We start from the raw sequence: 25,564 nt of genomic DNA on the forward strand, positions 1-25,564 counted from the left end.
CACATATTTTAACCATCATTCCACAAAATGATAGAGGAAGAAACGAAAGGAGAAAACAAAATGAACAGAGGACGTTTAATACTGACCAACATTATCGGTTTGATTGTTGTTCTTGCAATTATTGGCGGAGGTGCTTATTACTATTATCAAAGCACAAACTATGTAAAAACTGATGAAGCTAAGGTAGCCGGCGATATGTCAGCCATTACAGCTCCTGTTGCGGGTAAAGTGACAGATTGGAACCTTACAGAAGGCAAAGAAGTGAAGAAAGACGATGTTGTTGCAAAAATCAAAGGCGAAAAGTCAGTTGATATCAAATCCATCATGGATGGAACAATCGTGAAAAACGAAGTGAAAAACGGACAAACCGTTCAGGCTGGTACAACAATTGCACAAACAATTGATATGGATCACCTATATATCACAGCTAACATTAAAGAAACAGACATTAAAGATATTGAAGAAGGAAACAAAGTTGATATCGTGGTCGACGGCGACGCAGATACAACATTCGATGGAACAGTTGAGGAAATCGGTTATGCGACAAACTCTACTTTTGACATGCTTCCGTCAACAAACTCAAGCGGAAACTACACAAAAGTAACACAAAAAATTCCTGTTAAAATTTCAATCAGCAACCCATCTGACAAGGTGCTTCCTGGGATGAACGCATCTGTTAAAATTTCTGAATAAAACAGATCAGTCATCAAACCATGAAAGGAGGTTGTCTTAGATGGCTACACAAACAGTCAATGCAAATAAAGTAAAAAGCCCTATGTCACTGCTTATTGTGCTGATGGCCGGTTTATTCCTGGCAATCTTGAACCAGACGCTGCTTAACGTGGCTATGCCCCATTTAATGACTGAGTTTGGCGTGAGCGCAACGACGATTCAGTGGCTGACAACCGGTTATATGCTGGTTAACGGTGTTTTGATCCCGTTATCGGCTTTCCTGATTACACGCTTTGGCCAGCGCTCTCTTTTTCTCGTTGCCATGATCTGCTTTACTCTTGGTACGTTGGTCTGCGGAATGGCGCCTAACTTCTCGACAATGTTAATCGGTCGTTTAATTCAGGCCGTCGGCGGAGGAATTTTACAGCCGCTAGTTATGACAACCATTCTGTTTATCTTCCCTCCTGAAAGCAGGGGGAAAGGGATGGGGATCTTCGGTCTTGCGATGATGTTCGCACCGGCGGTCGGCCCGACTCTTTCCGGATGGATTATTGAACATTATACATGGCGTATTATGTTCTACGGTCTTGTGCCGATTGGTGCGCTCGTCATTATATTAGCGCTTTTCCTATTTAAAAATATGGTTGAGCCTCAAAAAATTAAATTGGACACTCTTGGAGCGTTCCTTTCAATTGTCGGATTTGCTTCTCTGCTTTACGGGGTCAGTGAAGCCGGTTCTGACGGCTGGAGTGACCCGATCGTTCTTTCTACCGTCATCATTGGTGTGATTGCGATCGCCGCGTTTGTCGTTCAGCAATTACGAGCTGAAGAACCGATGCTAGATTTCAGAGTGTTTAAATATGACATTTTCTCACTTTCAAGTATCATTAATATTATTATTACAGTAGCGTTGTACACAGGGATGTTCCTGCTGCCGATCTACTTGCAGAACCTAGTCGGCTTTACGGCATTACAATCGGGACTGCTGCTGCTTCCGGGCGCGATCGTCATGCTGATAATGTCGCCGATTTCAGGGATTTTATTTGATAAATTCGGTCCGAGACCGCTTGCGATTATCGGGCTTCTGATTACGGTTGTGACAACATTCCAATACACTAAATTAACAATTGATACATCTTATACGCACATTATGCTCGTTTATGCGATTCGCGCATTCGGTATGTCATTGTTAATGATGCCTGTTATGACAGCAGGTATGAACCAGCTCCCGGCCCGTTTAAACAGTCACGGGACAGCGATGAGCAACACGCTTCGCCAAATCTCTGGTTCAATCGGAACAAGCTTAATCACAACTATTTATACGAACCGCACGACATTCCATTATTCACAAATTGCTGATAAAACGAATACAGCGGACCCAACATTTATGCATTCGTTCCAAAACGCGGTTTCGTCCATAATGGTTAACATGAATGTATCTCTTGATACAGCGAAAACATATGTGTACTCACATATTTATAAACACGCGATGCTCGATTCCAATGTCATGGGTATCAATGACGCGTTTATGTGGGCGACATTATTCTCCGTTGCCGGCGTTATCTTAAGCCTCTTCTTGCGTGACGTGAGAAAAGACAAAAAACGCGCGGAGAAAAAGAAAAAAGAGGAGCTTTCATTGCTTCCGGCTCCAAAAGAAGTGAAGGAATCTTAAACTGACAGGAGGGTTTCCTGAATGAAAATTTATGTAGTATACGACAGTGAAGGCGAACATACAAAGCTTCTTGCGGAATCAATCGCAGAAGGAGCAAGAGAAAACAGTGCCGCTGAAGTATTTATCGATCATGTGGATCATGCGGATATCCGCAAGCTGAAGGATATGGATGCCATCATCTGGGGATGCCCGGGGCATTTCGGGACGATCAGTTCCGGATTGAAAACATGGATTGATAAATTGGGTTATTTGTGGGCGGAAGGCGAGCTGATTGATAAAGTCGGCGCGGTCTTCTGTACAACTGCCACAACACACGGCGGTCTGGAAATGACAATGCACAATTTGATTACACCGATGTTCCACCAAGGCATGATCGTTGTCGGCCTTCCGGGCAATGTCCCTGAAAACGCTCTGTACGGTTCTTACTACGGAGCGGGTGTCACCTGCCCTGTTGACAGTGACGTATTAATGTCTGATGAAGGTCTTCAATTGGGGCGCGCTTTAGGAAGACGCGTCACCCAAGTCACAGGTAATGTAACAGCCGGACAGTAAGGAGAGGGTTAAATGGCCATTATTCTAGCAATTATTGCTGCTGTCATTGTGATTGCGGGTCTTATCACGTTTAACGTCCGTAACACTTCTGCTGGAAAAGACATCAAAGAAGAAACAAATGAAAAAGTGAACGAACCTGCCGAGCAAACACCAGAAGTGAATTACCCGGCGGAGCAGCGGGCTGCTGAGCATGCCCCGTCCGCTGAAAGAGCCGATTCCCAAAAGAAGAAAGCTGATTCAATGGGTGATGATATATACAGGCAGGCGCTTCAAAAATTCAAACATTCTGCTGACCAGGAAGAGGTCAAACCAGAGAGCGACAAAATGGAGGACAGCAGCTACCGTGATGCGCTGCTCTCCATGAAAAATAAAAAGAAGTAACCACGAAGGCAAATCCGTCAGGTCATGACGGGTTTGCCTTTTTTTATTATTTAACATGTATTTATCATCATTTTTATCAATTTTATCCAAGGGTTATGTTGTATTTTTTTGTGAACTAGTGTACTATTTGAGTCATACACATTGTGTCATTTGGGGAGGAAAAGAGATGAATTCGTTTTGGGGCTTGGTGAAAAAGGATCTTACTTTATCAACAATGTGGTTTTTTACATGGCTTGTGGGCCTTATATTTCTAGTGGCAGTAAGCTTTGGACTTCAAAATCTGATTGATGAACCGTTAACTGTTTTTGGTTTCTTGGTTATGATCATTTTTTTTCAAGTATTTTTAGCACCTGTGCTTATTTACTGTCACCTTCGTTTAGAGGGCAAAAACCAGCTATGGCTTTATAATCCGAACGGTGCGGTCAGGCTTTTGCTGTCTAAACTGACTGCCAGTCTTTTGTATCAGCTCATTTCACAGGTTTTGCTTACAGGCTATGGTGTTTTTCTTTACCATTTTCTTGACTCAAAAGCAATTGTATTAAATGATGTCCCGCTGACTGGCACGATATTGATCTTCAATCTTTATGGATTGTTTTTAACTGCTTATACATCAGCTGCACTCATGTTGCTGTGGACCGTTTTTCATTCCCTGAAAGCCTGTTCTTCTGCACTCAGAAGATTTCGATGGATCATTTGTTTCCTGCTTGGAGCAGGGTGGTATATGATCGAAGGATATGGGTTGGCGACTTTGTTGAAGCCGCTGGATAGGCTGTGGTATTTCACAGTTTATGGTGACTTTCAATTTCATTATAAAAAGTCAATAGGGTGGAGTTTGGAAATGAAAACAATTCATGTATCCTATCTTACCCTCCCTGTTATGCTGGTGCTGGCAGCCGTGTTTCTTTTTCTTGCTTCAAAGCTTCTTCAGCGAAAAGTTGAGGTGTAAGAGGATATGAAACAAGACTTTCATTCTTCCAAGCCCATTTATTTGCAAATTGCTGACCAAATCTTTTTCCGGCTGGTCAGAAAGGAGCTGTTCCCCGGTGACAAGCTCCCGTCTGTCAGAGAAATGGCCATTCAAACAAAAGTAAATCCCAATACGATTCAAAGAACCTACAGTGAGATGGAAAGGCTGGGAATTGTGGAGACAAGAAGAGGGCAAGGAACATTTATCACAGAAAAGGCCGGAATTGTCGATGAGCTGAAAGAGCGGCTTACACGAGAAGTGTGTGAAAGCTTCGTAATGCAAATGAAAGAGCTTGGATTAACAAAAGAGGAAATGCTGGAAGGGATAGAAAAGCATGCAGAAGGAGGCCGAAAATGAATATTACACTTCACAATGTGTCTAAACAATACGGCCGTCATGCCGCTGTGAAGGATGTATCCATTTCCCTGTCTCCGGGAAAAATCTATGGACTTATAGGGCCGAATGGGAGCGGGAAATCAACAACCTTAAAAATGCTGGCCGGACTGATGTTTCCGACTTCAGGATCTGTCAGAGCGGATGGGAAGCCGGTAACCAGAGATATGGTTCGGCATACGGCTTATCTCACGGAACTCGATATGTTTTATCCCCGGTTCACAGTAAAGGATATGCTTGCTTTCTATCAATCACAGTTTCCTGATTTTCAAATGGAAAAAGCGTATAAGCTGCTGGAGGAAATGAAGCTGCAGCCTGACAAGAAGATTAAGCAGCTTTCCAAGGGAAACCGGGGCAGGCTTAAGATCGTACTCGCTTTATCAAGACGGGCGTCCGTTATCCTGCTGGATGAGCCTTTTTCCGGGCTTGATCCGATGGTCAGAGAATCCATCGTGAACAGTCTGGTATCTTATATTGATTTTGAGCATCAGATCGTAGTGGTTGCCACGCATGAAATTGAAGAAATCGAAACATTGCTTGATGAAGTGATTGTGCTTGTGAACGGAGAAAAGGCCGCACAGCGAAACGTGGAAGAGATTCGCGAACAAGAAGGCATGTCTGTGCTGGAGTGGTTTAAATCGAACATACAAGTTTACTAGAAAGAGGGGGAATTTGATGCAAAATGTAATGGAACTAAAGAATGTCACAAAAAAAATAAATGGAAAAACGATCATCGATAATCTGAGCTTTACGGTTCAGGAAGGCGAAGTGTTTGGTTTTTTGGGACCGAACGGAGCGGGGAAAACAACGACAATCAGAATGATGGTCGGTTTAATGAAGTTATCACAAGGCGATGTTGTGATTTGCAGCCAATCAATCACAAAAAACTACGCCCAGGCCGTCAAACACGTCGGAGCAATCGTGGAAAATCCTGAGCTGTATAAATTCTTAAGCGGCTACAAAAACCTTCAGCAATACGCAAGAATGATAAAAGGCATCACGAAAGAAAAGATCGATGAAGTCGTTGAACTGGTCGGGTTAAAAGAAAGAATTCATGACAAAGTGAAGACGTACTCACTTGGAATGAGGCAGCGTCTCGGTTTGGCGCAATGTCTTCTCCACGATCCTAAAGTGCTGATTTTAGATGAACCGACAAACGGCCTGGACCCGGCAGGAATCAGAGAAATCAGAGATCACTTAAAAAAACTGACGCGGGAAAGAGGAATGGCGGTTATCGTTTCAAGCCATCTGTTGTCGGAAATGGAACTGATGTGTGACAGGATCGCTATCTTGCAAAAAGGAAAGCTTATAGATATTCAGAATGTAAGAGATGAAGAAACAGAAGAGAAAGATACATATTTCTTCCATATCGAGCAGCTGAAAGAAGCCGCTTCTGTTCTGAAGGAGTATGATTGCGTGAACAAGAAGAACGGTGTGGAAATCAAGCTGTCCAAGCAGGAAGTGCCGGCCGTAATTGAACTGCTGGTACAGGAGCAGATTCGTTTATATGAAGTAAAACTGGTCACAAAATCATTAGAAGACCGTTTCTTAGAAATCACCGGCGGAACAAAAGAGGAGGTTCAACATGCTTAACCTGATCTATAACGAGTGGATAAAAATTTTCAGCCGAGTCGGAACATGGGTAATGATTGGGATTCTTGGTGTTTCCATGGTCGGCTTTGCTCTCTTGTCCAACCATTTTTCATCTGATGAGGCCAATCCGAATTGGAAGCAGGAGCTTCAGGCTGAAAATGCCGATATGAAGAAGCAAATCAAAGATAATCCAGGCAATGATATCCTTGTGAAAAATTTAAAAAAAGAGATTGCAGTAAACGAATACCGCATTGAACACAATCTTCCGGCTGATACAGGATATACGGCTTGGTCATACGTAACAGATTCCTCAATGTTAACCATGCTTACCGGACTGTTTACCATCATAATCGCGGCTGGAATTGTTGCGAACGAGTTTAACTGGGGCACTATTAAGCTGTTGGTCATCCGGCCGCTCAGCCGTTTTCAAATTCTGTTATCCAAATACATTACCGTGCTATTATTTGGTCTGGGCTTGCTGTTGTTTTTATTTGTCGGCTCAACCCTTCTCGGATTGCTCTTTTTCGGGACAGGCGGAGATGCTGCCGCTAATGTCCACTTAGTGTATAAGGACGGTCATGTGGCCGAACAAAACATCATCGGTTACTTGGCGAAAACGTATCTTTACGAATCGATATCGGCCTTTATGCTTGCAACAATGGCCTTCATGCTGTCGGCTGTGTTCAGAAACAGTTCTCTTGCAGTTGGTTTTTCCATTTTCCTATTGGTCATGGGCAGTACGGCGACTGGATTTTTAGCAATGAAATTCGACTGGGCAAAGTATATTTTATTTGCCAATACAGATTTAACGCAGTATCTTGACGGTACACCTTTAGTGGAGGGAATGACGATGACCTTCTCCATCGTGATGCTTGTCATTTACTTTGTCATTTTTCAATTGCTCGCATTCGGTGTCTTCTTAAAAAGGGATATCGCGACATAACAGAAAAAAGCTGTTTTCGCTTCAGTGCGAATACAGCTTTTTTATTACAAAACAAAAAAACTGCAGGCATGAGCCTGCAGTTTTCAAAACATTTATGCTTTTGTTACATTAGCAGCTTGTGGTCCGCGGTTTCCTTCAACGATTTCGAAAGAAACAGTTTGGCCTTCTTCTAAAGTTTTGAAGCCTTCGCCTTGAATAGCAGAGAAGTGAACGAATACATCGTCTTGACCTTCTACTTCGATGAATCCGAATCCTTTTTCAGAGTTGAACCATTTTACTTTACCTTCTAACATGCAATTTCCTCCTAAAGCGATCATAACGCTTAAATTCACTATTCTTGCTCTTAAACAAACTTCCAAGACGAAAACTCTTACAAAACTTTCTTCTTAAAGATAGTTCGAACAAAAATAATTATCTTTACTCTACCAGTAATTTAAAGAAAAAACAACAGTTAAACACAATTTTTTTCAGAAAAGAGCACATTATCTTTCCTTTTGATATTCATTCGGGGAAATCGATCTCAAATCTCGATATATGCCTATCTGCCTGCCTTATCTCAAAACGACAGAGGTGTAATTGATTTCAATAAATTCTTCAATGCTGTAATATCCGCCTTCACGGCCGGTGAATGATATTTTTCTCACACGTTCGTCAGCTTGCTATACTTCTGTCAGCTTTTTTGCATCGCAGACCACAACACGCTTTTTTTGCTTCCTTCTTGCCGGCGTATGCTCCCTCTGCGACAATATCTCCTGTGGCGGGGTTTGTCACTTCAATGCTTTGATCTGATCTTATCCATTTCCCATTAATATAGTTCTCCTTCATGATTATTCCTCACTTTCTGAAAGGGTTTTCTTCTTATCCGAATATCTCTGCGGGGGGCTGGATAAACAGTATCACTGCCTGCCGCCACGGCGGGACGCAAGCAATTGACAAGCCTTCAATAAATAGGTAAGGTAATGTTACAAATACAAGATGATACTCATACATAAACTTCTTCTGCATAAAGGCGAAGGGAGTTGGATTTGTTCCAATTTCGGTAAGCCGCCATAAGGCTTGGAAAGTATAGGAGAGGGTGCTCCGGCTGTGAGCGTTTATAGGCTTCTTCTTATTTTATAAGCGGGAGCTTTTTTATGCGCGGCATGTTCGCCATTGCAACCTCAATAAATGCTCTAATAAATAGATAGGGAGTATGGTCGCCATGAAAAAATGGCTTGCATATTGTTTGTTCCTCATTTTAGCCATTTCACTTAGTGCATGTTCAACATCAGCAGAAAACGAAACGATTAAAATCGGCATTAATGATTCAGATCGAGCAATTTGGGATTTTATTGCTGGGAAAGCCGAGGAGGAAGGTCAACAAATTGAGATGATAGAATTTTCGGATTACGGAGATTCCAATATGGCCCTTGCCAACGGTGAAATTGATGCCAACGCGTTTCAAACGATTTCTTATTTTCAAGCGTTCACAAAAAAGTACAAGGACAAACTCGCACCTCTCGGAACGACGTACATAGCGGGAATGGGGATTTATTCAAAGACATATAAACGGATAAAAGATATTCCGAATGGAGTTGTTGTTGCTGTACCGGATGAAGGAATTGATTTAGGAAGAGCGCTTATGTTATTGCAAGAAGCAGGGCTGCTTAAGCTGAAAAAGGGATTTAACGGAAATGGATCAATGGATATGATAAAGGATAATTCAAAACATCTAAAAATTAAAACAGTGTCAAAAGAGGATGCATACAGAAGGCTGGATGATGTTGACGTAACTGTTCTCACTATGGAAGACGCTGAAAAAGCCGGCCTTCACCCAGAAAAGGATGCTTTACAAAGAGCTGAACAGACTGCGGAGGTCTATATGAACATGATTGCTGTCAGAGCGGAGGACAGGGATCGTGAAAATCTGCAAAACATCCTTGAACTATACCATTCGGACGATACAGCTGCGTTTATTGAAAAAGAATATCACGGAAACTTGATCCCTGCTTTTCTCCCGTTAAAAAGCCTTTCAGATTGGAAGAATGAATTCACACAATGAATTCATTCTTTTTTTGTGGAATAACATACCTTATTTCGACCGGTTTGTTTGGCTTGATAAAGCTTTTGATCGGCTATCAGCGGCAATGTTTCCGGCTGATCTGCGTTCAGGGGGTAATGGGCTGTCCCGAGGGAGACAGTGACGGAAAGCTTATCGCCGCTCGACAGTATAATTGGTTCATCGGAGACAGCTTGTCTGATTCGTTCGGAAACTTGCACCGCTTTTGCATGAGTGCAATTCGGCAGGAGAACGGCAAATTCCTCACCGCCAATGCGGGCCGCGGGATCTGAGGTGCGTGTATTGAGCTTAAGGCGCGCTCCGAGTTCTTTCAGTACTTGATCGCCTTCATGATGGCCGTATTGATCATTAATCTGTTTGAAGCGGTCAATATCTAAATAAATGAGCGCGAATTGAAAGGAAGGCGAACAGCCCGCCTGTTTATAGAACTGGTGCATGATTTCCTCGAATTTTCGCTTATTAAAAATTCCGGTTAAGAAGTCGTAGTTCGCTTGAAATTTATATTGTTTGAACAAGAGGTGCGCCTTTGCCTCGTGCTCGATTAAATAGAAGCTCAGCATGCCTCCCAAAGAGGATAGCAGCCAATAATACATGTGAAGCGCGGCAGAATGAATATGCAATACAAAGTAGGTCATAACGGAAGAAACAACATTCACAAGCAGCAACACGTAAAAAGCTCTTAGTACATCCGGCTTTTTTTGTTTTGAAGCAAGCAGCGTAATCACGGAAACGATGCTGATTGTGACCAGCGAATAAAGTGCAGAGGCATTTGTGCTGATCAGTATACGGCCGGCCATAATAATGGCAAAAGCCGTCGCGGTAGACACCCAACCTCCATAAAGAGCGGCAATCATAATGGGTATATTTCTTAAATCAATGATGGAATGATGGTAGGTAAAACCAAAGATAATCAGAAAAACCCCAAGAAGCCCGCAGCATGCACCTTTTAATATCTGAAAGGGCAGGCGGTCTTCTTTATGTATTAACGTTTCTTTAAATAGGAAGGTGAAAAGATAATTAAATGTAATTAAAATGGTCAAATTTACAAAAAGTTCTTTTAACATATCAATCACCCGTATATACGTTACTAAAGATGCAGGGGAATGAAAAGGATAAAAGCGGGATGGAGAAAGGTTTTTTTATCCAGAACGAAATGAATCATTAATTCTTACTTGACCCATAGGAATTTGTGTAATATATTTTTAAAAGGAAAATCTGTAAGGGAGTGTTAACCTGAATTGGCGACTTTATTAGTCATTTTAAATCTTTTCATCATTATTTTACTTATAGCAGGGCTGTTTGTTATGCAAAAAAAACACGTTTCCTTTTCTAAACGTGTGTTCACCGCTCTTGGACTCGGAATTGTGTTTGGGTTTGCGCTGCAGTTGATTTACGGGCCTGCCTCGGACATTGTTACGCAGACGGCAGACTGGTTTAATATTGCCGGGGGCGGATACGTCAAACTGCTCCAAATGATTGTCATGCCGCTTGTGTTTATTTCGATTCTCGGAGCCTTTACCAAATTAAAACTCACAAAAAATCTTGGTAAAATCAGCGGATTGATTCTTGGCATTTTGATTGCGACAACAGCAATTGCTGCCGCAGTGGGTATTGTGTCTGCCCTTTCTTTTGATCTTCAAACGATCCAAATCGACCAAGGGGATACTGAATTATCACGCGGGCAAGAGCTTGAGCAAAAATCCGAGGATATGACGGCGAAAACGCTGCCGCAGCAAATGATCGAACTGCTGCCGAGCAATCCGTTCCTTGATTTTACCGGAGCCAGACCGACATCTACGATTGCGGTTGTCATTTTTGCCGCTTTTCTTGGCGTCGCATTTCTCGGGGTTAAACGAAAGCAGCCGGAACAGGCGGAAACATTTAAAAAGATGGTTGATGCCGTATATTCCATCATCATGCGCGTTGTGACCTTAATTTTGAGGCTGACGCCTTATGGTGTATTGGCCATTATGACGAAAACGATTGCGACAAGCGATATTGACAGCATCTTAAAGCTCGGTATGTTTGTCATTGCTTCATACGCGGCGCTGATCGTTATGTTTATCATTCATTTGCTGCTCGTGACATTCAGCGGTTTAAATCCTTTTATGTATGTGAAAAAAGCGCTGCCTGTCATGATCTTTGCTTTTACATCACGTTCAAGCGCGGGCTCATTGCCGCTTAATATCAAAACACAAAGAAGCATGGGTGTGCCAGAAGGTATTGCCAACTTCGCCGGTTCTTTCGGGCTGTCAATCGGCCAAAACGGCTGTGCCGGTATTTATCCCGCGATGCTTGCGATCATGATTGCTCCGACAGTCGGGCAAAATCCGTTAGATCCTGCGTTTATTGTTTCGGTTATCGCGGTTGTCGCAATCAGTTCCTTCGGTGTAGCGGGTGTCGGAGGAGGCGCCACATTCGCCGCTCTGCTTGTATTATCTGCACTGAATATGCCGGTTGCGCTCGCTGGTTTGCTGATCTCCGTTGAACCATTAATTGATATGGGACGGACAGCATTAAATGTCAGCGGAAGTATGACGGCAGGCTTGATCACCAGTAAAGCCACAAAAGATATTGATACAGCAGTATTTAATGACCAATCGACCGTAATTGAAGCGGAAGAGGGGGCATAAGAAAAACGTGTAATCCAAAACGGATTACACGTTTTTTTAATGGCTTCCGGGTTCTAAATCTTCAATCATATTCATGATCGTGTTGTCATTCATTACGTTTACGGCACTTTCGTCAAAGTGAATCGGTTCAGCGTAGTGCGGTTGCTTTCTTTCCGCGGGTGACGCCTGCTGCTGTTGTTGATGGGACTGTTGCTGCTGTGTTTGGGTTTCCCCGCCAAACGCCTGCTTGATCATATTCCCTACATCGGAAGTGCCGGCCTTCTGCTGTTGAGAATCTTTTTTCATTTGCTGCGAATCTTCTTTATTCATTAGGCCTGCCATAAAACCGCGAACCCTGTTGCGTACTTCTGGGGATAAAGCTGCAAGAAGTACAGATGAACCGATCAGCAATGCGGCCGGATTGATCCCTTTTCTTTGCTTAAACAATATGGACCCTCCTTAAGTTATACGTTTACTGCTATTTTCTCCTGCGCAAATCTTTTTATCCATTTTCTTTCCTCTTGGAAAAGCATTTTTGTGGAGGAATTTGTATTTTTTATTTGTGCATAAATAAAGCTGATTAGAAAAACCTATAAGTAAAGTGATAAAGGAGGAATTTAAATGTTTGGAAAAAAACAAGCTGTCATGTCTGTGTTTCTCATCCCTTTGCTCATAACTGCTGGATGCGGTATGGCTAATCAAGGAGAAGGCAATCGTGATAATAACAGGCCCGAAAATGTAAACTACCGCAACCCGGAGAATGACGGGACAAGAAATATGAACAATGTTGATAATGGTCGTAATGGCAACGTCAACGATAACGTCGATAACAACGCCAACAACGACAACAACATGAATGACAATCAGAACCGCAAACTGGAAGTAGCCGACAAGGCGGCTGATAAGATAACTGATCTAAAAGAGGTAAAACATGCAAATGTCATAGTAGCCGGAGATCAAGCATATGTGGCTGTTGTTCTGACAAATGGACAAAAAGGCGAAGTTGAAAACAAACTGAAAAAGAAAATTTCAGATAAGGTCAGATCTGCTGATAAAACGATTGACAATGTCTTTGTTTCTGCAAACCCAGATTTTGTAGAGCGGATGCAGGGTTATGGCGATCGGATTCAAAATGGCGATCCGGTAGCAGGATTCTTTGATGAATTTGGACAGATGGTACAGCGTGTGTTCCCTAACGCTGAATAACAATGAAAAAAAGCCGCATCATGGATTGCGGCTTTTTTCTATGCTCAATTGTCACTTCCTTTTCCCCATCTGCATAGGTTAGAGAATAAAAAGGACTGCTCGGGGGAGGGGAAGGCGTTTGAATGACGGCATGGGAAAACGCGAGGCGTTGGCTTTGATCCTGTGCGGAATACTTGTGGTTTTTGCTGTAAGTTCAGCTATCGTATCAAGTGCGATGTATATGTTGTCAGAACCAGACAGTCAAGCCTCCGGGTTAACGAAAGAGCAAGTGACTGAACATATGGAAAAAGTGTCATTTCACCAGGTGACTGTTTACTATACATCTGAAGAAAAGCCGTTGCTTCCGCTGACAAAAGAGACGTTGGATTATGCAGCAAACATGAATAGAATCATTTTAGGATATGCAGGCTCAGAGCATCTGGATATTATATTTTTTTCGAATCAAAAGCAGATAGAAGCCTACTCCGGCCTGGCGGAGGTTGCAGGTTTTTATTCTGAGCAGGAGAAGCTGATCGGCATCATGCCGGAGGAAAAGAAAGAGCTTTTGAAAGAAAATGATATGGCGGTCTATTTGTATCAGCGGTTATTCATACATGAATTCACCCACTATGCGTTTCATCAGAAATTGAGGGAGCTTGAAACCGATCCGGATGATTTTCCTTTATGGTTTCACGAGGGGACCAGCGAGTGGACGGCTAATTATGAACTGGTGATCGATCCGGTTTCGTTTGCTGTCGTTCCGTTTGAGCAGCTTGATACAGATGAGAATTGGCAAAAAGCCAGATCAGCCTATCAAACCGATGTGTATTTACAAAGCTTCTATATGATAAATGAACTGACGGGAACGTTTGGAGAAGACATTATTTTGAAGATCATGAAGAAGACGTCGGAAGTGCAGAATTTCGAAAAAGGGTTTAAAGCAGCGACAAATGAGAGCCTGACTCAATTTGAAAAGGACTTTACCCATAAATATGAGAAAAAGAAAGCGGCATTGGATACCGGGTCCAGTGCCGCTTCTGTTTTAATGAAGGCCTTGCTGTCCCATGCTTCCGTTATTCGGAGGCATCTGAGGCTGTCCCTGAGCCGGAGCGAATGCGTTCAGCATATTTTGCATATCCTGAGTATTCAGCTGCGGAACTTGATAGTATCCGTGTTTATTCTGATAGAGAAAAATTTCAAAAGCCATTTCAACGAATTGCTGAATTTGGGCTGAAAGCACACGTCTGACGGCTGGATTCGTCATTTCAAGAGAAGCCATAGTCATCATGGATGCCTGTGCTTTTATAGATACAAGCATCTGTCTGCTGATGAGGCCGTCATTAATATCTGTCATAGATTGAAGCGGTTTATGAGGCTGTGAAGGCTTCATGCCGTAAACTGTCTGGTTGTCTTCCTTCATCAAGTACGTAGCCGTTTTTTGGGATGGCTCACTGCCTGTTTTAAAGCATTCTGCAGTCAAGTTGTACTGTGACAAAATGAACTGATATTGGCGGTCCAATATCCCCAGCAGTTCTTGATCTTGGACAAACTGTCTTAACATGATAAATTGGTCAAGAACATTGATGGTTCCTACCAGCACCTCATGCATATCAAACATTTCGTGCCCGCCGTGGTTAGCTTGCGGTTTGCTCGGTATTCCTTGGTTTACTTGTGACTGTTGCTGATTTTGCTGTTCCAAATCGGGTATCCTCCTTTATTTCAAATCACATTTATCATGTGAGTGAATGTAGTTTTTTATGCATCAAGAGCCGATAAGCGTTCCGAAAAATGAAACAATATGCAGGAATGAAAGGATTTGGTGTCTCTCTGTCGAATATTTTTCAGACAGACTAAACAATTACTGGTGGGGGTAACGGATGCAAGAAGAACTAATGGAAGTATCACCGATAGACATTGCCAAACAGAAACCGGCCATTATAGGCATCGGAGCATCTGCGGGCGGTTTGAATGCGGTTAAGGAGTTTTTCAAAGCATTTAAAAGCAGCCTCAATGTCTGCTTTGTTGTGGTTCAGCATCTTTCTGCGAAGTACAAAAGCTTTATGCCGGAACTTCTCGGAAAATATACGTCAATGGATGTGCGTCTGGCAAGAAACGGAGAAACGCTAAAGGGGAAAACCGTCTACTTATGTCCGCCTAATCATAATATTAAAATCGAAAATCATACGATACAAGTACATACATATGATGAAAACGAAAAGATCAATTATCCGATAGATTACTTTCTCAAATCGTTGGCTCTGTCCCAAAGAGAAAAAGCGATTGCCATCATATTATCCGGAAAAGGACGGGATGGCGCGGAAGGCATGAAATTAATCCATGAACACGGCGGGATATGCATGGCGCAGGACGAGTCGGCCCAATGTCCGGACATGCCGAATCATGTGATCAAATCGGGGATCGCCGATTTTGTAGAACGTCCGAAAAAAATCGCCGCCTATATGAATCAGCTTTTAAACCAAGTGAAATACAAATTATCTGATGAAGCGATAGAACAAACCGTTTACCTGATCCAAAAGCAGACAGGCATTGATTTTTCAATGTATAAAAAGAACAGCGTAAGCCGCCGGATTGAGCGGAGAATGAATTTGCTTGATGAACAGATGCTGAGCCTTGATGAGTACAATAGGTATGTCATGAAGCATCCCGAAGAGCTGCAGCTGCTGTTTAACGATCTTCTCATCGGGGTCACCCATTTTTTTAGAGATAAAGAATCATTTGACACGTTAAGAAAGCATTTTGTTCCTGCGATTGTGGAGAACAATATCAAAAAAGGGAGAAAATCTTGCCGTGTCTGGGTCGCAGGCTGTTCCACGGGTGAAGAAGCCTATTCTGTCGCCATGGTGTTTTGTGAAGAAATTGAAAAACGTAAAGCGGCAATCGACTTGCAGATTTTCGCCACAGATATTAATAAAAGCTCCATACAAAAAGCAAGTAAAGGGACATATACGGAACAGGCCGTATCCCCCGTTCCTCCTGAATGGCTGGTTAAATATTTTGAAAAAAAAGGGCCGAACTATGTGGTTAAAAAGAGGCTGAGAGAGCATGTGGTCTTTGCTCCCCATAATGTAATCAAGGATTCTCCCTTTGTGGATCTTGATTTTATCAGCTGCCGTAATGTTACGATTTATTTTCAGCAGGAATTCCAAGAGAAGGTGCTGTCTCTCTTTTATTTTGCTCTGCGTGAAGAAGGCTACCTGATGCTTGGCCCAAGTGAAACAATCGGAAAAATGACCAATCTCTATACGCCTGCGGACAGAAAATGGAAGGTCTTCAGCAATTCAGGGTCGGCAGAACAAATCAAGTATCAATTGTCTGAGGCAGCCCATGCTGAAAGGAAGCATGAGCAGGAAGAAAAATGCAATAAAATTTATGAGCTGATGGGATTTCACCAAATGGATGAAATGTATTTATCCCTGATTGATCAATATCTGCAACCATGCATGATTTTAAATGACAGAGAAGAAATCATCGCATCCTCTGAAAGCGCAAATCAATATTTAAAATTTCCAAACGGCAAACGCAATTACAGCATATACAATATTTTTCCTGCAAATTTATCGGTTCCCATCAGCACAGCGCTCAAAAAAGCCAGAGCGACAAACACTGAAGTGAAGTTTCAAAACATGAAAGTGTCTGTCGGAGGCAAACCTGCTCACGTAGAACTGACCTTAAAAAGCTTAAAAAGAAACCATTATCAATTATATATTTTGTTTATCGAGAATAAGAAATATAAGCGAGAAAAGAGCGCAAAACACGAGCTTTTGATGTTTGATGAAGATTCCGCTTATCATCAGCGGATACTTGATCTTGAAAAAGAGCTGTATGAAACCAAACAGCATTTGCAAACGGCCATTGAGGAATTGGAGACGTCTAACGAGGAATTGCAGAGCACAAATGAAGAACTGACCGTGGCCAATGAAGAGCTGCAATCGACAAATGAAGAAATGCAGTCTGTCAATGAAGAGCTGATGACTGTCAATCAGCAGTTTGAGAAGAAGATTGAAGAGCTGACAGCCATGACGACAGACATGGATAATCTGCTGATCAATACCAATATTGCTACGATTTTTCTCGATGAACAATGCCATATTAAGCTGTTCACACCTGAGGCGGAAAATGTGTTTCATCTGATCGAAAGGGATATCGGAAGGCCGATTTATCATATTTCCAGCAGGCTGAAATATGAAAATTATTTTGAAGACATTCAGCTCACACTAAAAGACAAGAGATTTATCCAAAAAGAAGTCGAGGCGCAAAATGGCGATTGGTACAATGTCAAAATGATGCCGTATTATACAAACGAAAATAAAGTAGAAGGGGTAGTCATTACCTTCGTCAACATTACGGATTTGAAATCAACAAACAAAGCGCTTCAAATCAGCTCCGAAGCAGTTGAACAAAGCCCCGCAAACATATTAATCGCTGCGGCGGACGGGCAAATTAAATATGTGAACAAGCGTTTCTGCGAAATGATCGGCAAAGAGCAGTATGAGATTATCGGCGAGAACGTGTTTGAGCTTTATGATCAATATTTTCAGCTGAGCGAGCTCAGCTCCCACTGGCATTCCATTCCGGAAAACAACAGGTGGTCCGGCGAGCTGTATTATCAGGATAAAGACGGCCTTGACCGATGGGAGTATGTCACCCTTCTTCCGGTTAAAGACGATTCCGGACAAGTCGGTCGGATTATGAGAATTGCCGAGGATATTACAAATCAAAAGCAGTCTGAAAAAATGCTGATGAAATCTGAGATGCTCTCTGCGATCGGCCAGCTTGCAGCAGGGATCGCCCATGAAATCAGAAATCCGCTCACCTCTTTGAAAGGATTTTTGCAGCTGATGATTCAAAGTAAAAAATATCAAAAAGATTATGCGGAAGTCATGATGTCCGAGTTTGTCAGATTAGAATCTATCATTAATGAATTTTTAGTATTGTCGAGATCAAAATCAGTCCAATTTGAAACGATTCAGATCAACGATATTGTGGAGGATGTTTCATTAATCCTTGAGTCCCAGGCCATGCTGAAAGGCGTTCGGGTTATCAAAAATCTGAATGATAAGCTGCCTGATATAAAGGGAGTTCCAAATGAGCTTAAGCAAGTCTTTCTGAATGTGCTGAAAAACGGGATTGAATCGATGGAACAAATTGAAGGTGACATTCACATTCATACTGTGTATCAAAACGGATATATCCAGCTGACGTTTGAGGATCAAGGGAAAGGTATTTCCAAGGAAATGATGGAAAGGCTGGGAGAGCCTTTTTATACAACAAAAGAAAAAGGAACGGGTCTCGGCCTCATGGTAAGCTTTAAAATTATTGAAAGTCATAAAGGCACGATCGAATTCGAAAGTACTGAAAATCAAGGCACAAAAGTGACGATTAAACTGCCCGTATCTAAAAAATAAAAGTGAACGCCCGGGTGCGGCGTTCACTTTTTCATAATAGAAAAATCCGTGAATCTGGCTGGAGAACCGATAGTGTGTAAATCAGAAGATTGCTTTAAAAAAGGGGGAGAATTTATGGGGAGAAAAGGTACCGCACGGGCGATTTACTGTGTGCTTATTACATTACTAGTGATAACAAACATGCCGTTGTACGCACTGCCGGCCGCTAAGGCAGCCGAGACAATGTCAGTTGAAGAGGCATTGCAGCAAAAAGAAGGAAAAGCTGTTACAGAAGGGTTTATTGTGGGACAGGCCATTTCAAACCAGAACTACAAGCTGAGCAGTCCGTTTTCTAACGATTACAATGCAGCCATTGCTGACAGCAAAGACGAAACATCACCCGAGAAACTGCTCCCCATCCAAATACCTTCCTCATTCAGAAATCAATTCGGCCTTAAAACGAATCCGCAGCTTCTGGGCGAAAAGATAACGGTTCAGGGAGAGCTTGAAGCATATTTTCAGACAACAGGCCTGAAGAAAGTGCAATCAATGAGTCTGAACGGCGGCATTGAGGAACCCCCCGCAGACAGTTTTATGTCCATTCACGATGCCCGCAGCAAATTGAATGAACAAGTGAAGATCAAAGGGGTAGTGACTGCGGACCAAGCTGCGATCGGCGGCGGAAAGCTCTCAACATTTATCCAGGACGGCACGGCAGGAATCAATATTTACTCAGGTACACCTGAAGTGTTTCCAGAGCTGAAAGAAGGCATGGAAGTGACCGTAACCGGAAAAATAGCCAAGTACCAAGGCTTGACTGAAATCATTCCCGGCTTATCCGGGATCGAGATAACAGCAGCAAAACAACCGCTTCCAGAACCAGAATCATTCACCATAAACGAATTAGTAAACAGTGACCGAGGAGCCGCTTATGAAGGCCGGCTTGTCACTGTAAAAGCTTATATCGCTTCTAAACCGAGTTCACAAGCCGGAGGGGGCTATAACGTGACAATGATTGATGATGATCACCATTCCCTCACGCTCCGAGTGATGGAGGAAACGGGCATCATCAATGAACTGTCAGCCGGCAAATGGTATGAATGCACGGGGATTTTAAGCCGATACCAATCCCTTCAGCTGCTGCCGAGGAAGCCTGGTGATATCAAACTGCTGAAAGATCAGCCTGCTCCCCCTACTCAAGAAGGTGAATATGAAGGAGTGGTGGACCGCGTCGTTGACGGTGACACAATAAACATAAAAACACCTATACTTGGCTCGACAAAAATTCGATTCGTACATGTAGATACGCCCGAATCATATCACACGCCAAAAAATGAACTGGATGAGAACCAATTAACATTCGGCCAAAAAGCATCAAACTACTTAAAAACCATTCTTTCTCCCGGTGATAAAATTACTGTCAAGGTCGGTCAAGAGGCAAAGGACAGCTATGGCAGGCTGCTTGGACAAGTTTTCACTGAAGATGGACTGAACGCAAACTTAGACTTGGTGAAAAACGGCTATGCTCCGACATACTTTATTTGGCCGGTCGATCATGAAGGCGATTATCTTAAGTTTCAAAAAGCGGCGGCCGAAGCTCAAAAAGAGCAAAAAGGAATTTGGAATCAAGCAAACCCGCTGAAGGAAATGCCGTTTGAATTCCGGGCAAGAGAACAAGGCAAAGGCCTGACAAGATATGTAGGCGACTCTTCAGACAAAACCTATGTGCCGCCTGAAGAATGGAAGCAGATCGCTGTCGAGCACCGAATTTTCTTTTCTTCCCCGGAGGAAGCAGAGTCTGCCGGATATAAGAAACGGGAGAGCGGAAACAAAGCCAATATACCGCTGAGGATTTTAAGCATGAATGACCTGCACGGAAAAATAGATCAGCGATATGAGCTCGATCTCAATCAAGACGGTAAAACAGACGGCACTTTTGGGCGCATGGATTTTGCCGCAGCCTATTTGAAAGAGAGAAAAGCCGAAAAAGAAAATACGCTTCTTGTACATGCCGGAGATATGATTGGCGGAAGCTCGCCGGTATCCTCCTTGCTGCAGGATGAACCGACTGTGGAATTGATGGAGGAGGTTGGATTTGATGTCGGAACGGTCGGAAACCATGAGTTTGACGAAGGAACCGATGAATTGATGAGGATGCTAAAAGGCGGAGAGCATCCTGAAGAAAAGGGAACAAGCGGATATGACGGGCAAAACTTCCCGCTCGTTTGTGCGAATTGTAAAATGAAATCGAGCGGAAAACCTTTCTTGCCGCCTTATGAGATCATTAATGTTGACGGTGTACCTGTCGCTTTTATCGGTGTTGTCACCCAATCGGCAGCTGGAATGGTGATGCCCGAAGGAATCAAACAGATTGAGTTTACTGATGAAGTACAAGCGGTGAATGCGGCTGCAGCCGAGCTGAAGAAAAAGGGCGTCAGGTCAATCGCCGTTCTCGCCCATATGACGGCTGAACAGAACGGAAACTCCATCACCGGTGAATCGGCTGATTTGGCAAAGAAGACAGATTCAGAGATCGACATTATCTTTGCCGGACATAACCATAAAGTTGTAAACGGCGAGGTGAACGGAAAGCTCATTGTCCAAGCCTTTGAATACGGCAAAGCCATTGGTATCGTTGATCTAGAAATCGACCGCAAGACAAAGGATATTGTAAAGAAGTCGGCGGACATCGAATATGTTGATCAAAGTAAAATAAAACCAGACCCGGCGGCGGCAGGCATTTTAAGCAAATATCAAACCGTTGTTGATCCGATTATCAGCGAGGTCGTCGGAGAAGCAGCAGCCGATATGAATGGCGGGTATTCAAATGAAGGTGACACTCCGCTCGGAAACTTGATCGCCGATGGGATGAAGACGGCGATGAATTCGGATTTTGCGCTGATGAACGGCGGCGGCATCCGCCAAAATTTGAAAAAAGGGCCCATTACATGGGGAGACCTGTTTAACATTCAGCCATTCGGAAATGTGTTAACAAAACTCGAAATCAAAGGAAAGGATCTTACCGACATCATCAATGCGCAAATTTCGCCCGATTATGGTCCAGATTACAGCATAAGCGGTTTTACTTATACATGGGATCCAGAGACGGCTAAAGTGATTGACATCAAAATGGCAGACGGCACAGCTATTCAGCCTGAGACTGGCTATACACTGACAGTTAATAATTTTATGGCGACGGCAGCCGGAACAAAGTACAAGCCGATCAGCTCACTCGGCAAAAATCCGGTGACAGGACCGGAGGATATAGAGGCGACTGTAGCATTCGTAAAAAGCTTTAAGGACCCCATTTCCTATAAAGCAGACGGAAGAATCAAAAAGGCGGAAGCGAAAGAAGGAGAGGGGCAAGATCCGGATGACGGAGCGCCTGCCGATACAAAGCCGGGAACGAACCAGCCTCCTTTGAACCAACCTGAAAACACACCGGCTGATAAAGAAAATCATCATCAAAGTATTCCTGCCGTCACTGAGGGCGTTACAGGAATTACAGAAAGTCAGACGGCGCCGATCGGCATGACAGATGGAATAAGTGCCCTCCCCATACAAAATAAAATAGCGAAGCAGCCTGCCGCACACAAGCTTCCTGACACCTCGGCAGGCCATTATAACTTCATCGTCATCGGTACAGCGATGACCCTATCCGGTATTTATGTTTATGTCAGAAGAAAAAGGAGCGCCAGTTCTAAATGAAGAAAATGAAGCACATCCCGATTCTGATTATCGCAGCGGGTCTCGCTCTTACTGGCTATGGGGGATGGAAAGTGGCCGATACAAAAATGAAAACCGAGCGATCACTTGAAGAAGCGAGGGAAGTGGCTAGCAGCGATAATTCAGCAGGCGGCGCCGAAGTTTCTCAAGAAAAAAAAGCAGACTTCAAGCCCAAGATCGGAGAGGCCAGCGGCATATTGAAGATCCCTAAAATAAAAGCCGAGCTTCCAATAGTGGAAGGCACGGATGCCGATGATTTAGAAAAAGGAGTCGGGCATTACAAAGACAGCTATTACCCGGAGGACAACGGCCAAATTGTGTTATCGGGCCACAGAGATACCGTTTTTCGCCGGACGGGTGAGCTTGAAAAAGGAGACAAATTGGAGATCCTTGTGTCATACGGGGCATTCACCTATGAAATCACCGGAACTAAAATCGTTGATAAAGACGATACCTCTATCATCACGCTTCAGCATGATAGGGAAGAACTGATTTTGACAACATGCTATCCCTTTTCCTATGTCGGCAACGCACCGAAACGCTATATCATCTATGGACAGCGAACATCATAAACAGCCGCACGGGACTAGTTCCCGGCGGCTATGGTTTTTTTATTGGGGAAAATAGTCTCCGCATAATTCCGCCAGATCAGCGGGAAGCGGTGCTTCGGCAATGATGAATTCCCCCGTTATCGGATGGACGGCTTGGACCTTTTTCGCATGCAGGGCCTGCCTGTCGAGAATAAAAGTGCTTCCTCCGTACAGTTCATCTCCTGTTAGTGGGTGGCCGATACTTGCCATGTGGACGCGGATTTGGTGCGTTCTTCCCGTTTCCAGTTCCAATTCAGCCAGGGAAAGACGGGCTTTTGGGTGATAGCCTTTTACCCGGAAATGAGTGACGGCTGCCTGGCCTCCCGGAGAAACCCGCCTCCGCGTCGGGTGTGACCTGTCTCGTCCAATCGGTGAATCAATCATGCCTTTTTTCGGTTTCAGCTTTCCTTCCGCCAGCGCGATATACGTGCGTTTGAGCTCTTTTTTTTCTAATTGCTGATCCAAGATCGCATGGGCGAGCCGATGCTTTGCAAATACGACAGCGCCTGACGTATCCAAATCAAGGCGATGAACATGGCGCACTTTTGTTTGCTCGCCATTTGCCTGAAAATGATAAGCGATCAGGTTGGCGAGTGTGCCGGTTTGGCCTTCCTCATTCGGATGAGTCGGCATTCCGGCAGGTTTGTTTACGATCAGCATATGGCTGTCTTCGAATAAAATCTCAATTTCTCCATATTCAGGGATCACGTTTGATTCTGCTTTTTCTTGCAGGTCAATAAACAAACGGTCGCCTTTTTTTACTATGAAATTATGGACGGCGGGCTCATGATTCACTTTTATGCTTTTAGTGGTCATCCATTCTTGAATCACGGGTTTAGACGCTTTTACTTCCGTTTTAAGAACGGAAAACAGCCATTGGCCGTCCAGCTTTTCAGTGATCATGAGCTCCAGCCCTCTGCCTTTTTGTTTCATGGTATATATCTCCTTTTGAAGCGAGGAAGGCAGGTGATGCAACAGGAAACACTTACCTTGGCACTCGCGATTTTTTCTGTGCTATTCTTGATAAAGACTTAGGATATTCGATGGCAAGAAAGGTGATTGATGTGAGAATTGTGAACGCTGCGACTGAAGAACAGGAGAGTTTCATCAATGAATTGACAATGGAACTGCTCGATGACGTTTTTCCTCTTTTTTTCTCCGAATTGGACATTCAACGCTATAAAAAGAAAGGCGTTCTGTCCCTAACAAACCAATATTACCAAGGAACATTAAAGGAAGCTTTTCAAATTATGGCTTGTCTTCAAATGATACATACCATTTTGACAAAGCCTTATCGTCAATATGACATGAAAGATCAAGTATTATTTGATAAAAACAGCACCTTGCTGAATGAGTGCGGAATGTTCTTTCCATTTGCATTGTCTGATTTTCAGACGGATGCAAATCAAGACTATTCCGATAAAAGAAAATCAATGTAATACATGCGGAGAAAGAGCTTTTCCTTGAATGCGGAAAGGCTCTTTTTTTAGGCCTTATGTGATCATATCATAAATTCTTTCCTGCAACTCCCTTTTTAATCGGCTCCCGCCTGCACATACTAACTGATGAAAGGGGTGCTTGCAATGAATTCAATCAGCAATTCAATGACAAAACAGGTAGCAACCGTTTCTTCAAATCAAACGATTCAGGAAGCGGCTGCGCTGATGCATCAGCATAATGTCGGAGCGATTCCGGTTGTAGACCAAGGGGTTTTACAAGGGATGCTCACAGACCGTGATATTGCATTGAGAACCACTGCTCAAGGCCGGGATGGCCAAACACCCGTTTCTGAAGTGATGTCATCCAACGTCATTTCCGGGAATCCGAATATGAGTTTGGAAGAGGCGTCTGAACTGATGGCCCAGCACCAAATCCGCCGCCTTCCTATTGTAGATAACAACAATCTAGTCGGGATCGTTGCGCTTGGGGATTTAGCGGTGAATCAGCTGTCAAACGACTCTGCGGGAGAAGCGCTGACAAACATTTCACATCAAAACATGCAGTAATAACCGAAAGAGCTTGCACTATGCAGGCTCTTTCTTCTCATAAAAGTTTCAATTTTGAAAGCAGAGACAATTCGGGGTATAGTGTAAACATACATCTCATTCGTAAAGTCAAAAGGAGTTGTGGGCAGTGATAAAAGCGTTAATATTTGATTTTGACGGGCTTATTCTGGATACAGAAACCCATGAATACGAAGTATTGCAGGAAATATTTGAAGAACACGGTTCAACCTTGCCGTTATCCGTTTGGGGAGAAGTAATCGGAACAGCTGCCGGGTTTCGCCCCTTTGTCTACTTAGAAGAACAGCTGGGCAGACAATTGGATCATGGCGAGCTTACGAAAATCAGAAGAGAACGATTTTCGAAAAGAATGGAGACTGAAAAAGCGAGACCTGGCGTTGAAGCCTATTTAAACGCCGCGAAGGACTTAGGTTTAAAAGTCGGTCTGGCGTCAAGCTCTGATTATAAATGGGTCGCGGGTCATTTGAAACAAATCGGGCTGTTTGATGATTTTGAAGTCATTCAAACGGCTGATGATGTGGAAGAGGTCAAACCAAATCCCGAATTATACTTAAAAGCGGCGGAAAATCTTGGTGTGTCACCTGCGGAATGTATCGCGTTTGAGGATTCTGTCAACGGTTCAATCGCCGCCAAGCGAGCGGGCATGAAATGCGTCATCGTGCCGAACAAAGTCACGGGCAGCTTGTTATTCGAGGACTATGACCACAGACTTGAATCAATGGCTGAGATGGAGCTGGCGCTGCTTTTGGATCATTTGAACGCCCGGAACTAGAAAGAAGGAGGAAATGTT

24 protein-coding genes and 1 pseudogene are annotated in these 25,564 nt (G+C 43.4%); 19 read left to right on the forward strand and 6 right to left on the reverse strand.

The annotated features are described in order from the left end of the window. Positions 1-27 precede the first annotated feature (27 nt). From AAHT65_RS11765 to AAHT65_RS11805, 9 genes are all read left to right on the forward strand, one after another. Positions 28-693, forward strand: coding sequence for an HlyD family secretion protein (locus AAHT65_RS11765; RefSeq protein ID WP_010788040.1), 666 nt, complete (start codon positions 28-30; stop codon positions 691-693). A 40-nt stretch (positions 694-733) separates the two neighbouring features. After that, positions 734-2,344: a DHA2 family efflux MFS transporter permease subunit gene (locus tag AAHT65_RS11770; RefSeq protein WP_004430044.1), complete on the forward strand. Its 1,611-nt coding sequence runs from the start codon at positions 734-736 to the stop codon at positions 2,342-2,344. Between the two features lie 21 nt (positions 2,345-2,365). Further along, entirely contained in the window at positions 2,366-2,896 is a 531-nt protein-coding gene (locus AAHT65_RS11775; RefSeq protein ID WP_004430043.1) for an NAD(P)H-dependent oxidoreductase, read from the forward strand. 12 nt (positions 2,897-2,908) lie between these two features. Next, complete coding sequence (locus AAHT65_RS11780) at positions 2,909-3,277, forward strand: hypothetical protein (protein ID WP_004430041.1); 369 nt, start codon at positions 2,909-2,911, stop codon at positions 3,275-3,277. 166 nt (positions 3,278-3,443) lie between these two features. After that, positions 3,444-4,223, forward strand: a complete 780-nt coding sequence (locus AAHT65_RS11785; RefSeq protein ID WP_088116796.1) for a hypothetical protein — start codon at positions 3,444-3,446, stop codon at positions 4,221-4,223. A gap of 6 nt (positions 4,224-4,229) precedes the next feature. After that, positions 4,230-4,601: a GntR family transcriptional regulator gene (locus AAHT65_RS11790; RefSeq protein ID WP_004430038.1), complete on the forward strand. Its 372-nt coding sequence runs from the start codon at positions 4,230-4,232 to the stop codon at positions 4,599-4,601. Continuing rightward, positions 4,598-5,296, forward strand: coding sequence for an ABC transporter ATP-binding protein (locus AAHT65_RS11795; RefSeq protein WP_106047389.1), 699 nt, complete (start codon positions 4,598-4,600; stop codon positions 5,294-5,296). The genes AAHT65_RS11790 and AAHT65_RS11795 overlap by 4 nt, the downstream gene beginning before the upstream one ends. A 16-nt stretch (positions 5,297-5,312) precedes the next feature. Then, positions 5,313-6,230 (forward strand): ABC transporter ATP-binding protein, encoded by a 918-nt coding sequence (locus AAHT65_RS11800; protein WP_004430036.1) that lies wholly within the window; start codon positions 5,313-5,315, stop codon positions 6,228-6,230. After that, positions 6,223-7,173: an ABC transporter permease gene (locus AAHT65_RS11805; protein ID WP_088116799.1), complete on the forward strand. Its 951-nt coding sequence runs from the start codon at positions 6,223-6,225 to the stop codon at positions 7,171-7,173. Before AAHT65_RS11800 ends, AAHT65_RS11805 begins: the two co-directional genes overlap by 8 nt. 92 nt (positions 7,174-7,265) lie before the next feature. On the opposite strand, the gene cspB is transcribed toward AAHT65_RS11805, so the two are convergent. Beyond that, positions 7,266-7,466: a cold shock-like protein CspB gene (cspB, locus tag AAHT65_RS11810; RefSeq protein ID WP_004430034.1), complete on the reverse strand. Its 201-nt coding sequence runs from the start codon at positions 7,464-7,466 to the stop codon at positions 7,266-7,268. Between the two features lie 358 nt (positions 7,467-7,824). Continuing rightward, the gene (locus AAHT65_RS11815) at positions 7,825-7,998 is read right to left on the reverse strand and encodes a hypothetical protein (protein ID WP_343310270.1); all 174 of its coding nucleotides are present in this window, start codon (positions 7,996-7,998) and stop codon (positions 7,825-7,827) included. Positions 7,999-8,374: 376 nt separating this feature from the next. Here AAHT65_RS11815 and AAHT65_RS11820 point away from each other — a divergent pair, with 376 nt between their 5' ends. Next, positions 8,375-9,214: a MetQ/NlpA family ABC transporter substrate-binding protein gene (locus AAHT65_RS11820; RefSeq protein ID WP_343310271.1), complete on the forward strand. Its 840-nt coding sequence runs from the start codon at positions 8,375-8,377 to the stop codon at positions 9,212-9,214. A gap of 2 nt (positions 9,215-9,216) precedes the next feature. Here the strand turns inward: AAHT65_RS11820 and AAHT65_RS11825 are convergent, their stop codons facing one another. After that, on the reverse strand, positions 9,217-10,296 hold the full coding sequence (locus AAHT65_RS11825) for a diguanylate cyclase (protein WP_343310272.1): 1,080 nt from the start codon (positions 10,294-10,296) through the stop codon (positions 9,217-9,219). A gap of 174 nt (positions 10,297-10,470) precedes the next feature. On the opposite strand from AAHT65_RS11825, the gene AAHT65_RS11830 reads away from it, so the two are divergent. Then, complete coding sequence (locus AAHT65_RS11830) at positions 10,471-11,865, forward strand: L-cystine transporter (protein ID WP_004430021.1); 1,395 nt, start codon at positions 10,471-10,473, stop codon at positions 11,863-11,865. Between the two features lie 36 nt (positions 11,866-11,901). On the opposite strand, the gene AAHT65_RS11835 is transcribed toward AAHT65_RS11830, so the two are convergent. Next, positions 11,902-12,291: a hypothetical protein gene (locus AAHT65_RS11835; RefSeq protein ID WP_343310273.1), complete on the reverse strand. Its 390-nt coding sequence runs from the start codon at positions 12,289-12,291 to the stop codon at positions 11,902-11,904. 174 nt (positions 12,292-12,465) lie between these two features. Here AAHT65_RS11835 and AAHT65_RS11840 point away from each other — a divergent pair, with 174 nt between their 5' ends. Next, entirely contained in the window at positions 12,466-13,050 is a 585-nt protein-coding gene (locus AAHT65_RS11840; protein WP_010788050.1) for a YhcN/YlaJ family sporulation lipoprotein, read from the forward strand. 118 nt (positions 13,051-13,168) lie between these two features. Further along, positions 13,169-14,143, forward strand: a pseudogene (locus tag AAHT65_RS11845) (hypothetical protein); the annotation flags it as partial. Here the strand turns inward: AAHT65_RS11845 and AAHT65_RS11850 are convergent. Further along, complete coding sequence (locus AAHT65_RS11850; RefSeq protein WP_034718055.1) at positions 14,072-14,728, reverse strand: spore coat protein; 657 nt, start codon at positions 14,726-14,728, stop codon at positions 14,072-14,074. The pseudogene AAHT65_RS11845 and the gene AAHT65_RS11850 sit on opposite strands and share 72 nt — an antisense overlap. Before the next feature lie 178 nt (positions 14,729-14,906). On the opposite strand from AAHT65_RS11850, the gene AAHT65_RS11855 reads away from it, so the two are divergent. The 3 genes from AAHT65_RS11855 to AAHT65_RS11865 all read left to right on the forward strand — a co-directional run bounded on the left by AAHT65_RS11855 (position 14,907) and on the right by AAHT65_RS11865 (position 22,732). Next, positions 14,907-18,455: a CheR family methyltransferase gene (locus tag AAHT65_RS11855; RefSeq protein ID WP_343310274.1), complete on the forward strand. Its 3,549-nt coding sequence runs from the start codon at positions 14,907-14,909 to the stop codon at positions 18,453-18,455. A 114-nt stretch (positions 18,456-18,569) separates the two neighbouring features. Next, a complete protein-coding gene (locus AAHT65_RS11860; RefSeq protein ID WP_343310275.1) occupies positions 18,570-22,142 on the forward strand; it encodes a 5'-nucleotidase C-terminal domain-containing protein in 3,573 nt (1,190 codons plus the stop codon). Continuing rightward, positions 22,139-22,732 carry a class D sortase gene (locus AAHT65_RS11865; RefSeq protein ID WP_088116807.1) on the forward strand — a complete coding sequence of 198 codons (594 nt, stop codon included), beginning with the start codon at positions 22,139-22,141 and terminating at the stop codon, positions 22,730-22,732. The genes AAHT65_RS11860 and AAHT65_RS11865 overlap by 4 nt, the downstream gene beginning before the upstream one ends. A 39-nt stretch (positions 22,733-22,771) precedes the next feature. Here the strand turns inward: AAHT65_RS11865 and AAHT65_RS11870 are convergent, their stop codons facing one another. Then, positions 22,772-23,683, reverse strand: a complete 912-nt coding sequence (locus tag AAHT65_RS11870; RefSeq protein ID WP_199680530.1) for an RluA family pseudouridine synthase — start codon at positions 23,681-23,683, stop codon at positions 22,772-22,774. Positions 23,684-23,793: 110 nt separating this feature from the next. On the opposite strand from AAHT65_RS11870, the gene AAHT65_RS11875 reads away from it, so the two are divergent. The 3 genes from AAHT65_RS11875 (at position 23,794) to AAHT65_RS11885 (ending at position 25,546) form a co-directional block, all read left to right on the forward strand. After that, on the forward strand, positions 23,794-24,189 hold the full coding sequence (locus tag AAHT65_RS11875; RefSeq protein WP_106034685.1) for a DUF5365 family protein: 396 nt from the start codon (positions 23,794-23,796) through the stop codon (positions 24,187-24,189). A gap of 144 nt (positions 24,190-24,333) precedes the next feature. Then, positions 24,334-24,756: a CBS domain-containing protein gene (locus AAHT65_RS11880; protein WP_003327840.1), complete on the forward strand. Its 423-nt coding sequence runs from the start codon at positions 24,334-24,336 to the stop codon at positions 24,754-24,756. 127 nt (positions 24,757-24,883) lie between these two features. Further along, positions 24,884-25,546 (forward strand): HAD family hydrolase, encoded by a 663-nt coding sequence (locus AAHT65_RS11885; protein ID WP_106272047.1) that lies wholly within the window; start codon positions 24,884-24,886, stop codon positions 25,544-25,546. Positions 25,547-25,564 lie beyond the last annotated feature (18 nt).

The organism is Bacillus atrophaeus, assembly GCF_039519175.1.
In the GTDB taxonomy this organism is placed as follows: Bacteria; Bacillota; Bacilli; order Bacillales; family Bacillaceae; genus Bacillus; species Bacillus atrophaeus.

Excerpts from the sequence above, each read along its gene's own strand:
- AAHT65_RS11765 (WP_010788040.1), top strand. The coding sequence starts at position 28 with ATGATAGAGGAAGAAACGAAAGGAGAAAACAAAATGAACAGAGGACGT.
- AAHT65_RS11770 (WP_004430044.1), top strand. The coding sequence starts at position 734 with ATGGCTACACAAACAGTCAATGCAAATAAAGTAAAAAGCCCTATGTCA.
- AAHT65_RS11775 (WP_004430043.1), top strand. The coding sequence starts at position 2,366 with ATGAAAATTTATGTAGTATACGACAGTGAAGGCGAACATACAAAGCTT.
- AAHT65_RS11780 (WP_004430041.1), top strand. The coding sequence starts at position 2,909 with ATGGCCATTATTCTAGCAATTATTGCTGCTGTCATTGTGATTGCGGGT.
- AAHT65_RS11785 (WP_088116796.1), top strand. The coding sequence starts at position 3,444 with ATGAATTCGTTTTGGGGCTTGGTGAAAAAGGATCTTACTTTATCAACA.
- AAHT65_RS11790 (WP_004430038.1), top strand. The coding sequence starts at position 4,230 with ATGAAACAAGACTTTCATTCTTCCAAGCCCATTTATTTGCAAATTGCT.
- AAHT65_RS11795 (WP_106047389.1), top strand. The coding sequence starts at position 4,598 with ATGAATATTACACTTCACAATGTGTCTAAACAATACGGCCGTCATGCC.
- AAHT65_RS11800 (WP_004430036.1), top strand. The coding sequence starts at position 5,313 with ATGCAAAATGTAATGGAACTAAAGAATGTCACAAAAAAAATAAATGGA.
- AAHT65_RS11805 (WP_088116799.1), top strand. The coding sequence starts at position 6,223 with ATGCTTAACCTGATCTATAACGAGTGGATAAAAATTTTCAGCCGAGTC.
- cspB (WP_004430034.1), bottom strand. The coding sequence starts at position 7,466 with ATGTTAGAAGGTAAAGTAAAATGGTTCAACTCTGAAAAAGGATTCGGA.
- AAHT65_RS11815 (WP_343310270.1), bottom strand. The coding sequence starts at position 7,998 with ATGAAGGAGAACTATATTAATGGGAAATGGATAAGATCAGATCAAAGC.
- AAHT65_RS11820 (WP_343310271.1), top strand. The coding sequence starts at position 8,375 with ATGAAAAAATGGCTTGCATATTGTTTGTTCCTCATTTTAGCCATTTCA.
- AAHT65_RS11825 (WP_343310272.1), bottom strand. The coding sequence starts at position 10,296 with ATGTTAAAAGAACTTTTTGTAAATTTGACCATTTTAATTACATTTAAT.
- AAHT65_RS11840 (WP_010788050.1), top strand. The coding sequence starts at position 12,466 with ATGTTTGGAAAAAAACAAGCTGTCATGTCTGTGTTTCTCATCCCTTTG.
- AAHT65_RS11855 (WP_343310274.1), top strand. The coding sequence starts at position 14,907 with ATGCAAGAAGAACTAATGGAAGTATCACCGATAGACATTGCCAAACAG.
- AAHT65_RS11860 (WP_343310275.1), top strand. The coding sequence starts at position 18,570 with ATGGGGAGAAAAGGTACCGCACGGGCGATTTACTGTGTGCTTATTACA.
- AAHT65_RS11865 (WP_088116807.1), top strand. The coding sequence starts at position 22,139 with ATGAAGAAAATGAAGCACATCCCGATTCTGATTATCGCAGCGGGTCTC.
- AAHT65_RS11870 (WP_199680530.1), bottom strand. The coding sequence starts at position 23,683 with ATGAAACAAAAAGGCAGAGGGCTGGAGCTCATGATCACTGAAAAGCTG.
- AAHT65_RS11875 (WP_106034685.1), top strand. The coding sequence starts at position 23,794 with ATGGCAAGAAAGGTGATTGATGTGAGAATTGTGAACGCTGCGACTGAA.
- AAHT65_RS11880 (WP_003327840.1), top strand. The coding sequence starts at position 24,334 with ATGAATTCAATCAGCAATTCAATGACAAAACAGGTAGCAACCGTTTCT.